This window comes from Sphingomonas mesophila, assembly GCF_003499275.1.
GTDB lineage: Bacteria > Pseudomonadota > Alphaproteobacteria > Sphingomonadales > Sphingomonadaceae > Sphingomicrobium > Sphingomicrobium mesophilum.
Genome location: NZ_QWDF01000001.1, coordinates 506,370 through 519,992 on the forward strand (window position 1 = coordinate 506,370; position 13,623 = coordinate 519,992).

Here is a 13,623-nt window from a genome sequence, read left to right on the forward strand (position 1 = left end):
TTTATCCGTCATCGCGAGGAGCGCAGCGACATGGCGATCCATCGGCGCGTGCTGGATTGCATTGCTGCGCTCGCAATGACGGTCATGCTGCTCCTCACCGCGCCCGCCCTCGCGCAGACATACCCGGCGCGGCCGGCGGGGCCGGTGCTGGACCAGGCGGGGCTGCTTAGCCCTGCGCAAACCCTTGACCTCAATTCCAAGCTGACGGCGTTCAACGAGCGCAGCGGGCGGGCGTTGGTGGTGGCGACGGTGAAAAGCCTCGGCGGGCAGGAGATCGAGCCGTTCGCGACCGAGCTCGGGCGGCGCTGGGGGATTGGCGGCGCGAAGGAGGACACCGGCGTGCTGCTGCTGGTCGCTCCCAGCGAGCGCAAGGTGTGGATCGCGACCGGCTATGGCGCGGATGACTACCTCACCGACGCGATGAGCGGGACGATCATCCGCCAGGACATCTTGCCGCGCTTCAAGGCTGGCGACATGGGCGGCGGGATCGTCGCCGGGGTGGATTCGATCATCCGCCAGCTCGAGCTCCCGCCCGAGGAGGCGGCCAAGCGCGCGCAGCAGGCCGAGACCCGGGTACGCGAGCAAGGCGGCGGCGTGGGCTTCATCCCGGTGATCGTGATGGTGGTGATGTTCTTCATCATCATCGGCGGCTTGAAGGGCGCGGTCAGCGGCGGCCGGCGCTACCATAGCAAGCGGCGCCGCGGCGGGATCGATCCCTTGGTCGTGCTGTGGGGCCTCGAGGCGCTCAGCCATGCCTCGCGCGGTCGCGGCGGCTGGGGTGGTGGCGGCGGCTTTGGAGGCTTTGGCGGCGGTGGCGGCGGCGGCGGGTTCGGCGGCTTCGGCGGCGGATCGTTCGGCGGCGGCGGGGCAGGGGGCAGCTGGTGACTCTCGACGTTTCCGACAGCGACCACGAGCGGGTCAGCCAGGCGATCGCCGCGGCCGAGACCGGCAGCGCGGGCGAGATCATCGCGATCACCGCCGACACCAGCGACGCCTATCACGACGTCGGCCTGCACTATGCGGTGCTGGCGCTGTTCCTGCTGCTCGGCGCGGTGTCGGCATGGCCGGGGCTGCTCGACCAGGCCTATAGTGCGCTGATGGGCTGGAGCGTGGGGCGCCCGAGCGCCCGGGCGCTGATGACCCTGTTGCTTGGCCTGTCGCTGGCGCTGTTCCTGATCGTGCTGTTCGCGCTGCGCTGGATGCCGCTCAGGCTCGCGCTGACGCCTGGGGCGACCAAGACGCGGCGGGTCCGGCGGCGCGCGATCATGCTGTTCCGCGCCTCGGCCGAGCGGCGCACCGCCGGGCGCACGGGGATCCTGATTTACCTGTCGATGGGCGAGCACCGCGCCGAAATCGTCGGCGACGAAGCGATCACCGCCGTCACCACGCCCGAGACATGGGGCGAGGCAATGGCCGCGTTGGTCACCGAGGTGAAGGCCGGCCGACCGGCCGACGGGATCATCGCCGCGATCGGGCTGATCGGCGCCGTGCTGGCGGAGCACTTCCCGCGCGACGCGGCCGACCGCAACGAAATCCCCGACAAGCTGATCGAGCTTTAGGATGGCCGCGCCCGAAGTCGTGTGGGAGGGCAAATATCTGCGCGCCATGCGGGCCGGCACTTGGGAATATGCGGCGCGCGTGCGCTCCATCCAGGCGGTGGTGATCCTGGCCGAGCATGACGGCAAAGTGATCCTGGTCGAGCAGGAGCGGGTGCCGCTCGGCGGCCGCCGCTGCCTCGAGCTTCCCGCCGGTCTAGTCGGCGACGAGGACGACCTCGGCGTGGCCGAGACAGCGCTCAAGGAGCTGAGGAAGAGACCGGCTTCACCGCCGAGAGCGTCGAGGAGCTCGGGCAATTTCATTCTTCGCCGGGGATGGTCGCGGAGGGCTTCACGCTGGTCCGCGCCCACGGCGTCCGGCCGGGCGGAGCCAAGAGCGACGAGCCGATCGCCGTCCACCTCGTCGAGCGGACGGCGATCGCCGCATTCGTCGCCGAGCGCCGTTCCGCCGGGGTCGCGGTCGATTCCAAGCTGTTGTTGCTGCTCGCCGCCGACCTGTTAGCGTGACGCCTGCAGAACGCAGCGTCCGTTCGTCGTCGCCGCGGTTGCCGGGCATTCAGCGGCGCTCCTATAGAGCGCGCGCGATTTCATGATTGGAGAGGGACATGAAGACTTTGCTGCTGTGCGGCGCCGCGAGCCTGACGCTGGCCGCTTGCGCCACTACCCAGACCGCCGCGCCGATGGCTGAGCCGATCGCAGCCGCCGAGCCGATGGCCGAACCCGCCGAGCCGGTCGCAGCCGCGGTGCCGGTGCCCAACAACCCGCTGCTGGCGGACTGGACCGGGCCGTACGGCGGCGTTCCGCCGTGGGACCAGGTCAAGCCCGAGCTGTTCGACGAAGCTCTCCAGTTCGCGATCGACGAAGTGAAGCGCGAGTCGCGCGCGATCGCCGAAAACCCGGCCGCACCGACCTTCGCCAATACCATCGAGGCGAGCCAGAAGTCGGGCGAGCGGATCGACCGCCTGCTGTCGCTGATGGGCGTGATGACCGACAACATGTCGACGCCGGCCTATGAGGCGCTCGACAAGAAATGGTCGCCGCTGCTGACCGCCGCGTTCGACGAGATCAATCTCGAGCCGAAATATTTCGCCCGGGTCGAGGCCCTGTACAACCAGCGCGACAGCCTCGGCCTCGACGCCAAGCAGCTGCGCCTGCTGACCCGCACCTACGACTCGATGGTCCGCTCGGGCGCCAAGCTGAGCCCGGAGCAGAAGGAACAGCTCAAGACCTATAACAAGGAATTGTCGTCGGCGTTCAGCGACTTCAACGCCAAGCTGCTGGCCGACGAGCGCGGCTTCACCCAGGCCAGCGCGGCCGAGATGGCCGGCGTTCCAAGCGAGATCAAGGATGCCGCCGCGGCGCTCGCCAAGGAGAAGGGCTTGCCGGCGGGCACCTACGCCATCCGCACCACCCGCTCGGCGGTCGAGCCGGTGCTGACGTTCGGCACCAACCGCGGCTTGCGCAAGCGAGTATGGGAAGCGTTCGTCAATCGCGGCGATAACGGCAACGCCAATGACACCAACGCGATCATCGCGCGGATCGTCAAGTTGCGCGCCGACCGCGCGCATCTGCTCGGCTACAAGACCCATGCCGACCTGCGCATGCAGGACACCATGGCGCGCACCCCGGCGCGGGCGATGGAATTGATGATGCGGGTATGGCCGGCGGCGGTGAAGCGCGTCGGCGAGGAAGTGGCTGACATGAAGCCGCTTGCCGCGCGCGACGGTGTGGGGACGTTCGAGCCGTGGGACTATCGCTTCTACATGGAGAAGGTCAGGAAGGCGAAGTACGACCTCAGCCAGGACGAGATCAAACCCTATTTCCAGCTCGATAATCTGGTGAAGGGCATGTTCTGGTCGGCAGAGCAATTGTACGACCTCAAGTTCACCGAGAATACCGGCACCGTCCCGGTGTGGCAGTCGGACGTGCGTACCTTCGAGGTGACCAACGCCAAGACCGGCGCGGTGATCGGCCTGCTCTACTTCGATACCTACGCCCGCGAGGGCAAGCGTTCGGGCGCCTGGGCGACCGGCTACCGCGACAGCTCCGGCCTGCTCGGCAAGCGGCCCAAGCTGGTTTCGAACAACAACAATTTCATCAAGCCGGCGCCCGGCCAGCCGGTGCTCATCACGCTCGATGACGCGTCGACCCTGTTCCACGAATTCGGCCATGCCATCCACGGGCTGCTGACCGATGTCTATTATCCCTCGCTCGGCGGCTCGCAGCGCGACTTCGTCGAATATCCTAGCCAGGTGAACGAGAATTGGCTGCTCACCCGGCCGGTGCTCGAGCGCTTCGCGCTGCACCACAAGACCGGCCAGCCGATGCCCGACAGCCTGGTCAAGAAGATCGAGGCGTCGGAAACCTTCAACCAAGGCTTTTCGACCGTCGAATATCTGTCCTCGGCGCTGGTCGACATGATGCTCCACACCAAGCCCGACGGAGTGGTCGACGTGGACGCGTTCGAGAAGCAGGCGCTGGCCCAGATCGGGATGCCGCGCGAAATGGTGATGCGTCACCGCCTGCCGCAGTTCGGCCACCTATTCTCGTCGGACAGCTATTCGGCCGGCTACTACAGCTATCTGTGGTCGGAGACGATGGACGCCGACACCTGGGCGGCGTTCGAGGAGGCCGGCAATCCGTTCGACCGCGCCACCGCGGACCGCTTCCGGACCATCCTGCTGATGACCGGCAACGAAACCGACCGCGCCGAAGCCTACCGCCAGTTCCGCGGCCGCGACCCGGACGTGCGCGCGCTGCTCAAGCGGCGGGGGTTTCCGACGAATTAAGCACGGCTCTTTTGGCTACGGAGGGGAGGGTTTGGGGCATGCGAATCGCCACAGCCCTTCCCCGATTCCGCGTGAACCCATGAAGAACCTAGGCTTGGATGGGTATGGTCCAGCCGCCTATCAAGCCCGCAACGAAGAGGGTGTACGCCGTGATGGCGAGTATCCATCCTCTTCGAGGTGTGTACCAATCACCGCGGTATCGCATGATGTTTCGATCCACCACGACGTAGGCGACGGCCCCAACGACGACGGCGATGGAATATGCGGTCCATCCCACGGATGGCAGTGCGACCTTTTTCGCGATGAAGTTAGCCGCAAACATGCCCACCCAATGATAAAGGTAGAATGGGTAGGACATACCTCCGAAGAATTCGCCAACCGGACTACGCTCGCCTGGTATGGAAAGTAGAAGAACAATCCCGATCGCGGCTGGTGGGGCAATCCATGGATAGGTTGCCGGCTCGACAAAGGCCAGCGCGATGGCGCCAATCGACATCACCGCAAATGCAACCCTGCTCAAGGCTCGACGATGCCAGTCGCCAAAGCGCGCTTGCGCAACGACAGCCAGGACACCGAGCGAAATCGAGGCGTACCAGGAAGCGGTCAGGTAGGCGACAACGGCAATCAGTCCCCAAAACCAAAGCGTTCGACCGAACCTCAGGAATACGATGAGAAGTGGCGCCGCCAGATAGAATTGTTCTTCGACCGAGATACTCCAAAGGTGGGTTCCCGTGCCCTCTAATGGCATGGTGGACGTCACTTCCGGAATTTTTTCGATGAAGAAATTATGGGTGAAGGTGAGATCGAAAAACAGAAATTTGAAAAAGTTTGGCGTCAGCCCGTCGCGTGCAGCTCCAAGCAGGTAGATGGCAGCGACCGCGAAAACATACGGTATCCAAATGCGCGTCGCGCGATTGAAGTAAAATCGCGAGAGATTGTTAGGCTCGCATCTCAGAAGAATGCCGCCGATCAGCCACCCGCTCAAGGCGAAGAACACTTGAACAGCAAAGTTTCCGGCATGCTCCCAAGTGATTATGCCCTCGTGCCCAAGCGCCACCGCTGACGCCAGTGCGAAGCGTAGCCAATCAAAGTAGGGATAGGCGGGCTTCAGTTTCTCGTTGGTGACTTGTTCGGAAAGAGAACTTTCAGCGTCAGCTACGCTTTGCAACAAACATACCCCGAAAAGCCGGCCGTCTTGTGGAAGCCAACGAACGGTCGAACCACCAACGGTCCGAGCCATCCATCAACCACATGCGAATAGAAACCCTTAGCTTGCGGTCGGGCTCGTGAAGGTATCGATCAGCACGTCGAGCTGCGCCTGGCAGTCGTTGACGATCAGGCGCTGGGCAAGGCCTTCCATCCCGGCCGGAACCGGCGAGATCGAGCGGGTGGCGAAGGTCACCGCCTTGCCGCCGCCGCGAACCTCATATTTCTGGCCCGGCGCGACCGGCAGGTCCTTCGGCCAGTCGGCGTTGCGCTGACCGGCGGCGAACTCGACCGCGGCCGAGCGGCCCGAGCCGGATTCCTTGATGGTGACCGTCGCGGCGGTGTCGGCGTCGGGCCGGTAGAGACCGGTGTCGGTCGGGTTGACGATGCACAGATTGCCCGAGCGGCTGACGTCGGCCTGCCACACGTTGCGGCCGGCGGTGGCCCCCGTCGGCGGCTGGCGGGTCGCCCCGACGCGGCGCCGGGCAGTGGTGTTGCCGGCCAGCGCGGCGAGCGCCGAGGTCGAGCCGGCGCTGGTCGCCGAAGCGTCGAACGAACCCGGCCCGCGAAGCGTGCGCGTGCCGCGCGAGTCGAGCAGGATCACGACGTCGTTGTTGCGCAGGTTGATCTTGCTGTTGTCGGGGACTGCCTTGCCGGCCGGATAGGCCTTGGCCGAGGGGCCCGATGAGCGCACCACCAGCACCGCCGCGGCCGCCTGGACGGCAAGCCCGCCGAGGACCGCGGCACACGCGGTCAGAGCCCACTTGTTCATGCTACTTCTCCCCAAGTTCGAAACTCTTGCCCGGGCCCGCTTCGCGCAGCCGGCAGGCGAATGCAGCTAAAGCTACATCATTATCATGGTTTGCAGCAATGGCCTCGATGTCATGCAAGGCCTGCATGTTGCCTGTCTCGAATTGACGCCATAGCTGGGTCAGCTGTTGACGAACCTCGACGGCCATGTGCGGCGCCGGCTCCCACACCACGATCGGGGTCGAACGGCCCGACAAGGTGATCCGTCCCATCGGCCGGAAAATGGTCTGGTCGTGGATCAAAGTCCGCGCCTCGTCGCTGACCAGCGCGGTGGATTTTAGATATTTGTTGGCGCCCTCGAGCCGCGCGGCGCAGTTCATGGCGTCGCCCAGCGCGGTGTATTGAATCCGCCCTTCGCCGCCGAAATTGCCGACGATCGCTTCGCCGTGGTGGAGCCCGATGCGGGTCCGGCCGAGCAGTGCGCGCTCGGGCGAGGCCTTGCCGAACTCGGCGCAGAAATTCATCATGTCGACCACCGCGGCAAGCGCCCGGTCGCCGTCCTCGTCGCGCGCGATCGGCGCGCCCCAGAACGCCACCACCGCGTCGCCGACGAATTTGTCGATCGTCCCGCCATGCTTGAGGACGATGTCGCTCATCCCGTCGAGATAGGCGTTGAGGATCGAGGCGGTGGTTTCCGGCGGCATCGTGTGGCTGAGCGCGGTGAAGCCTTGGATGTCGGTGAACATGGTGAAGATCGGCAGCCGCTCGCCGGTCAGCGACAGGCGGGTGGGATCTTTGAGGATCAGCGCGGCGATGTCCTTGGGCAGATATTTGCCGAGCGCGCCCTGGGCGAACTTCTTCTCGTCGCTGCCCATCGCCTTCACTGTGGCCTCGGTCGCCATGTAGGCGAGCAGCCAGCCGGCCAGCCAGCCGAACGCCGGCATGCCCTGGGTGTCGATCCCGCGCAACTCGAACAGGAACGGGGCGCCGCCGAAGAACAGCAATTGGCCGACGATCAGCGCGCTCAGCGCCATCGGGCGGACGTCGACCATCGAGGTGAATGCGCCGGCCAGGACCACGAACAGCGCCAGCGCCCACAGGCCGACATCGCCGACCCGCGACGGCAGCCGGCGGTCGAGCGCCTGGGTCATCATCGCCGCATGGACTTTGAGCCCGGCCGAGGTCTGGCCGGTGGCGCGGGTCAGCGGAGTCTCGAACTGGTCGCTATCGGGCAGGTCGCCGCCGACGAGGACGATGCGGTCCTTGACCCGCGGCGCCATGAACGACGCTGCCGCCGGTTCGGTGAACAGGTCGACCGGGAGGTTCTCGAATACCTCATATTCGCTGTTCGCCGGCGCCATGAACTGGATGCTTCCGCGATAATCGCTGGCACTGGTCCGGCCGGTCAGCGCGATCGGCAGGAACGGCGGCAGGTCCTTGGGCTGCTCGGGCCAGCTGCGCGCGACATTGTCGCTGTCGGCCGAGACCTTGAGCGAGGCGGGCCGGACCTTCGAGTTGGTGATGCGCTTGAGGAAATTGTCGAGGAATTCCTGCTGCCAGTGCGACATGTCCTCCGGATTGTGGCGAACGGTGGCGTAGCCGACGAAGGTCGGCGTCTGCATCGCGTTGAGCGCATCGACCAGCAATTGGTCGTCGGGCTGCGGCTGGTCGATCAGGATGTCGATGCCGATCGCGCGCGCGCCCATCGCGTCGAGCGAGGTCAGCGCGCGCGCCAGCGTCGTGCGGTCGAGCGGCGAGCGCTCGCGCGTGTTGAACTGGGTATCGGGCGTGAACGTCACCAGCAGCACGCGCTTGTCCTGCGGCACGGTGCGGTTGAGCAGGGTCGCGACCGCCGCGCGCATATCGTACAGCCCACGCTCGGCGTCCTGGAAGAACGGCAGGGTGAGGTTGCTCTTGACCCCCTGGCCGTCGATCACGGTGACCGGCGTCTGCCAGCTGTAGCGCGCGATCAGCATGGCGATGACGATGAACAGGATGGTCGTCACGCGCCGGGTCATCGGCACCCGGGCGAGATCGGCGCGGATCGAGGCAAGCGTCGGCAGCCCGGCGGTCGCGGCCGGCGCGCTGGTCCCCCATTGCTTGGGCTTGTCCACTGCCGCTTCCGCCCCCGCCCGCGATTATCGAGTCGTTACAAGGCTGCCGCTTAACCCGTAACGGCGCAAATGGCGATTGTGCTGCGCGCTACAGCCGCGCGCGCTGCGCCTCGGCCCATGCCAGTTCGGCCAGAGGCTCGACCAGCGCCGCGGTCGCCTCGGCATGGGCGGAGGACGCGCTGCCCCGCGCCAGCCGGCCGCGGATGCCGTGGCAGATGGCGGCGAGGCGGAAGGTGACGAACACGACCAGATAGTCGCGGTAGGGCAGGGCGCTGCGCCCGGTCCGTTGGCAATAGGCCGCGACATAATCGTCCTCGCTCGGGATGCCGAGCTCGGCGAGGTTGAGCCCCTTGAGGCCGGTGAACAGCCCGGCCGGCATGCGGTACATCATCAGGTGGTAGACGAAGTCCGCGGCCGGATCGCCGAGCGTCGACAATTCCCAGTCGAGCACCGCGCGCACCGCCGGCCGCTCGGCATCGAAGATCATGTTGTCGCAGCGAAAGTCGCCGTGGACGATCCGGCTCTCGCCGCGGTCGGCCGGCTGATGGTCGCGCAGCCAGGCGAGCACGCGGTCCATCACCGCGCTTCGGCCGGCCTCGACATCGGTCTCATACTGCTTGCCCCAGCGCGCCACCTGGCGCTCGACGAACCCCGAGGCGCGGCCGTAGTCGGCGAGCCCGATCGCCTCGGGGTCGACCGAATGGAGCCGGGCGATGGTCGCGTTCATCGCGTCGAAGTGCGCCGCGCGCGCCGCCGGATCGAGCCCCGGGAAGGTCGCGTCCCACACGATCCGCCCTTCGACCAGCTCCATCACAAAAAACGGCGTGCCGATCACCCCGGCTTCGTCGCAGGTGGCGAGCACCGCCGGCACCGGGAAGCCGGTCGAACCGAGCGCCGCCATCACCCGCGCCTCGCGCTCGACGGCATGCGCGCCCGGAAGCAATTTGCCCGGCGGTTTGCGGCGCAGGACGTAGGACCGCGTCGGCGTGTCGAGGCGATAGGTCGGGTTGGACTGGCCGCCCTTGAACTGGCTCAGGGTCAGCGGCCCGGCAAAGCCAGCGACGTTTGCCGCCAGCCAAACGTCGAGCGCCGCTTCGTCGATACGCAGCCGCTCAGGCACCGCGCGGGTCCCGCTATTGGCTTCGGTCCGGTCCATTGCGACACCTATCCGCCAAAGCGGCGCTGAAACAAGTTCGGGGTGGCGGGGTTTGAGCCATGTGACCCGGATCACCCATCTCTCCGACCTTCACTTCGGCGCCCATGACCCGCGGCTGGTGGCGGCGGTCGAGGAGCGGATCGCCGAGGCCAAGCCCGACCTCATCGTCATCAGCGGCGATTTCACCCAGCGCGCGCGCACCGAGCAGTTCGAGGAGGCGTGCCGTTTCCTCACTCGGCTGAAGGATGCCGGCCACGAGGTGCTCGGCGTACCGGGCAACCACGACGTGCCGCTGTACGATGTGCTGCGCCGCTTTCTCTCGCCGCTGACCCGCTACAAGCGCTTCATCGACGAAACTTTGTGCCCGTTTCATGCCACCGACGGCGCCGCAGTGCTCGGCATCAACACCGCGCGCTCGCTCACCTTCAAGGACGGCCGGATCAACGAGGAGCAGGTCGCCTTCATCCGCGAGACCTTCGCCCGCACCCCAGATGTGCCGCGGATCCTCGTGACCCATCATCCGCTGTTCGCGCTGCCGGTCGACGACGAGGGCGTGCTCGGCAAGCCGATCGGGCGCCAGGAACTGGCGCTCGACGCCATCGCCGATGCCGGGGTCGACATCCTGCTCGCCGGGCACAACCACCGCGCCTCGACCCACAGTGCACGCGACCTCGCGACCCGCGCCGGGCCGGCGCTGGTGATCCAGGCGGGAACCGCCACCTCGACCCGGCTGCGCGACGAGGAGCAGAGCTTCAACCAGATCGATCTGGCCGGCGAGGACGTGCTGCTGACGATCCAGAGGTGGGGCGGCAGCGGATTCGTCGCCGGCGACGCCCAGGCGTGGCGCCGCGAGGGCGATCATTGGCGCACCATCACCGAGGCCGCCGCCGAACCCGATTCCCAGGTCGAGAATGCCTGAGCCCTTGCCGCCGCCCGCGCCCCGCGCCTAGGGCGGCGCCACGATGACAGCGACCAGCAGCGACGCACCGGGGCCGGGCGGGCATTTCGACCTCAACGATTTTGTTTCGCGCGTACTGGCCGAGGACATGGGCTCGGGCGGCGACGTCACCAGCCGCGCGACGATCGCCGCCGAGGCGTGCTTCACCGCCGAGATGAATTGCCGCGAGCCGATCGTCGTCGCCGGGCTCGACATCGCCGCCGCTTTCTTCCGGGCGCTTGACCGCGACGTCGCCGTCACCGCCCGCGTCGCCGACGGCGACCAGATCGAAGCGGGCACCGTGCTGATGACGCTTAACGGCAACGCTCGCGCCATGCTCGCCGCCGAACGCAGCGCGCTCAATACGCTCCAGCATCTGTCGGGCATCGCGACGCTGACCCGGCGCTATGTCGAGGCCATTGCCGGCACCGGCGCGACCCTGCTCGACACCCGCAAGACCATCCCCGGCCTGCGCCTGCTCGACAAATATGCCGCGCGCATGGGCGGCGCCGAGAACCACCGCATGCGGCTCGACGACGGCGTGCTGATCAAGGACAATCACGTCGGCGTGGCCGGCTCGGTCGAGGCCGCGGTCGCCGCCGCTGTGGCGGCCGGGACGGGGCTCCAGATCCAGGTCGAGGTCGACCGCATCGAGCAGATCGAACCGGCCCTTGCCGCCGGCGCCGAGCGGCTGCTGCTCGACAACATGCCGCCGCCGAGGCTGCGCGAGGCGGTTGCGCTGGTCGCCGGCCGCGTTCCCCTCGAGGCGTCGGGCGGGGTCAATCTCGACACCATCCGCGCCATCGCCGAGACCGGGGTCGACTACATCTCGGTCGGCCGCATCACCCAGTCGGCACCGGCGGTCGACATCGGGCTCGATTACCGTTTGACCTAGGAACCACCTCGCCATCGCGAGCGTAGCGAAGCGATCCGGTCTGGATTGCCGCGTGGCTTCGCCGCTCGCAATGACGGCGCTGCCCTTCTATAGGGCGGCGAACTGCAGGAGAACGACCTTGTTCAAGGGCCTCAAGCCCATCCAATATGCCGGGCGCGAGGTGTGGCCGCTGATCGAAGGCGGCAAGGGCGTATCGGCGACCAACCACATGAGCTCGGGCGCGTGGGCGGCGGCCGGCGGCATCGGCACGGTTAGCGCGGTCAACGCCGACAGCTACGACCCCGAGGGCCGCATAATCCCGCAGGTCTATCGCGAGATGACTCGCCGCGGCCGCCACGAGGAATTGATCAGCTACGCGATCGACGGCGCCGTAGCGCAAGTGAAGCGCGCCTACGAAATGTCGTCCGGCAAGGGCGCCATCAACATCAACGTCCTGTGGGAAATGGGCGGCGCGCAGCGCGTGCTCGAAGGCGTGCTCGAGCGCACCAAGGGCCTCGTCTCCGGGGTCACCTGCGGTGCCGGAATGCCCTACAAATTGAGCGAGATCGCGGCCCACCACGGCGTCACCTATTTGCCCATCATCTCCTCGGGCCGCGCCTTCCGGGCGCTGTGGAAGCGGGCCTATCACAAGGCCTCCGAATGGCTCAGCGGCGTGGTCTATGAGGATCCGTGGCTAGCCGGCGGGCACAACGGCCTCAGCAACGCCGAGGACCCGCGCGCGCCGCAGCCGCCCTATCCGCGGGTCAAGGAGTTGCGCGACGTGATGCGGGAAGGCGGCATCTCGGACGACGTGCCGATCATCATGGCCGGCGGCGTCTGGCGGCTCGACGAATGGGCCGACTGGATCGACAATCCCGAGCTCGGCCAGATCGCCTTCCAGTTCGGTACCCGCCCGCTGCTGACCCAGGAAAGCCCGATCCCGCCCGACTGGAAAGCCCGGCTGATGACGCTGGAGGAGGGCGATGTCCTGCTCCACAAATTCTCGCCGACCGGTTTCTATTCCTCGGCGGTCCGCAACCCCTTCCTGCGCAATCTCGAGGCGCGCAGCGAGCGCCAGATCGCTTTCACCAAGGAGGCGATCGGCGACCACCAGTTCGTGCTCGATGTGGGAGTCGGCACGCGCAAGAACTATTTCGTCACAAAGGGCGATCTCCAGCATGCGCGCGAATGGCACGCCGCCGGCTTCACCGAGGCGATGAAGACCCCCGACGACACGCTCGTCTTCGTCACGCCCGAGGAAATGGCCCACATCCGCAAGGACCAGGCCGACTGCATGGGCTGCCTCAGCCAATGCGCCTTCTCGTCCTGGGCGGACAACGAGAAGAACTCCACTGGGCGCCTCGCCGACCCGCGCAGCTTCTGCATCCAGAAGACGCTCCAGGACATCGCCCACGGCGGGCCGGTCGAGCAGAATCTGATGTTCGCCGGCCACGCCGCCTTCCGCTTCAAGACCGATCCCTTCTACTCGAACGGCTTCGTGCCGACGGTGAAGCAATTGGTCGACCGCATCCTGACCGGCGCGTGATGCGCTGGGTCGTGGCCACGTTCGGGCTGCTTGCGGCGATCGCGCCGGCAGCGGCCCAGGACAAGAGCCCGCCATATTGGGCGTCGATCGCCAGCGGCGAGGCGATGACCCGCGCCGGGCCGGGGCGGACCTATCCCGGCCTGTGGCTCTACAAGCGCCGCGACCTGCCGGTGCGGGTGCTCAAGATTTACGAGAACTGGCGGCTGATCGAGGATCCCGACGGCGACAAGGGCTGGATGTTGGTCAGCCTGATGTCGGCCCAGCGCACCGGCGTGGTGAGGCCCGGCGCTCCGCGCGCGATCCACGAAAAGCGCACCACCGCCAGCCGTATCGCCTATCGCGCCGAGCCGGGCGTGGCCGGCAAGCTCGATCTCTGCGACGGCGACTGGTGCCGAATTGCGGTCGGCAAGCGCTCCGGCTGGATTCGCCAGGTTGACCTCGACGGGGTCGCAGCGGGCGAGGCGTTCGGCGACTAGCCTGCCGCTACGCGATCGCCCCATTTCCCCGGATTCCGGACGAATTTTTGAGCGAGTGTTGCGGCGCGTCCTCAACCTTTGCTGGAAAAGCCTCGATAACGCATTTTTAGCTGGACTTAACAGTTCGTTTCGGGATTGTGGCCGCGACAATGCCGCCTGTGCGCTCGGGCACGGGGCGGCCGGGGTCAACTTACGTCGTCCGCCGGGCGATCTGTTACT

The 13,623-nt window shown here is 66.8% G+C and carries 12 protein-coding genes; 8 read left to right on the forward strand and 4 right to left on the reverse strand.

The features are described 5' to 3' along the window. Positions 1 to 30 precede the first annotated feature (30 nt). From D0Z60_RS02630 to D0Z60_RS02645, 4 genes are all read left to right on the forward strand, one after another. Complete coding sequence (locus D0Z60_RS02630; protein ID WP_118856791.1) at positions 31 to 885, forward strand: TPM domain-containing protein; 855 nt, start codon at positions 31 to 33, stop codon at positions 883 to 885. Then, positions 882 to 1,559, forward strand: coding sequence for a TPM domain-containing protein (locus D0Z60_RS02635; protein ID WP_118856793.1), 678 nt, complete (start codon positions 882 to 884; stop codon positions 1,557 to 1,559). Before D0Z60_RS02630 ends, D0Z60_RS02635 begins: the two co-directional genes overlap by 4 nt. A gap of 312 nt (positions 1,560 to 1,871) precedes the next feature. After that, on the forward strand, positions 1,872 to 2,063 hold the full coding sequence (locus tag D0Z60_RS12055) for a hypothetical protein (RefSeq protein WP_338056176.1): 192 nt from the start codon (positions 1,872 to 1,874) through the stop codon (positions 2,061 to 2,063). A 98-nt stretch (positions 2,064 to 2,161) separates the two neighbouring features. Then, entirely contained in the window at positions 2,162 to 4,345 is a 2,184-nt protein-coding gene (locus D0Z60_RS02645; protein ID WP_162888042.1) for a M3 family metallopeptidase, read from the forward strand. A gap of 88 nt (positions 4,346 to 4,433) precedes the next feature. Here the strand turns inward: D0Z60_RS02645 and D0Z60_RS02650 are convergent, their stop codons facing one another. The 4 genes from D0Z60_RS02650 to D0Z60_RS02665 all read right to left on the reverse strand — a co-directional run bounded on the left by D0Z60_RS02650 (position 4,434) and on the right by D0Z60_RS02665 (position 9,571). After that, positions 4,434 to 5,585, reverse strand: a complete 1,152-nt coding sequence (locus D0Z60_RS02650) for an acyltransferase family protein (RefSeq protein WP_118856795.1) — start codon at positions 5,583 to 5,585, stop codon at positions 4,434 to 4,436. 27 nt (positions 5,586 to 5,612) lie between these two features. Continuing rightward, positions 5,613 to 6,323 carry a hypothetical protein gene (locus tag D0Z60_RS02655; RefSeq protein ID WP_118856797.1) on the reverse strand — a complete coding sequence of 237 codons (711 nt, stop codon included), beginning with the start codon at positions 6,321 to 6,323 and terminating at the stop codon, positions 5,613 to 5,615. Between the two features lies 1 nt (position 6,324). After that, positions 6,325 to 8,415, reverse strand: a complete 2,091-nt coding sequence (locus D0Z60_RS02660; RefSeq protein WP_118856798.1) for an adenylate/guanylate cyclase domain-containing protein — start codon at positions 8,413 to 8,415, stop codon at positions 6,325 to 6,327. An 88-nt stretch (positions 8,416 to 8,503) separates the two neighbouring features. Continuing rightward, on the reverse strand, positions 8,504 to 9,571 hold the full coding sequence (locus D0Z60_RS02665) for a phosphotransferase family protein (RefSeq protein ID WP_205421025.1): 1,068 nt from the start codon (positions 9,569 to 9,571) through the stop codon (positions 8,504 to 8,506). Between the two features lie 61 nt (positions 9,572 to 9,632). On the opposite strand from D0Z60_RS02665, the gene D0Z60_RS02670 reads away from it, so the two are divergent. From D0Z60_RS02670 to D0Z60_RS02685, 4 genes are all read left to right on the forward strand, one after another. Next, the gene (locus D0Z60_RS02670) at positions 9,633 to 10,490 is read left to right on the forward strand and encodes a metallophosphoesterase family protein (protein WP_118856799.1); all 858 of its coding nucleotides are present in this window, start codon (positions 9,633 to 9,635) and stop codon (positions 10,488 to 10,490) included. 43 nt (positions 10,491 to 10,533) lie between these two features. Then, positions 10,534 to 11,403, forward strand: coding sequence for a carboxylating nicotinate-nucleotide diphosphorylase (gene nadC / locus D0Z60_RS02675; protein WP_118856801.1), 870 nt, complete (start codon positions 10,534 to 10,536; stop codon positions 11,401 to 11,403). Between the two features lie 118 nt (positions 11,404 to 11,521). Beyond that, positions 11,522 to 12,928: an NAD(P)H-dependent flavin oxidoreductase gene (locus D0Z60_RS02680; protein WP_118858401.1), complete on the forward strand. Its 1,407-nt coding sequence runs from the start codon at positions 11,522 to 11,524 to the stop codon at positions 12,926 to 12,928. After that, positions 12,928 to 13,404 carry an SH3 domain-containing protein gene (locus D0Z60_RS02685; protein WP_118856803.1) on the forward strand — a complete coding sequence of 159 codons (477 nt, stop codon included), beginning with the start codon at positions 12,928 to 12,930 and terminating at the stop codon, positions 13,402 to 13,404. Before D0Z60_RS02680 ends, D0Z60_RS02685 begins: the two co-directional genes overlap by 1 nt. Positions 13,405 to 13,623: the final 219 nt, after the last annotated feature.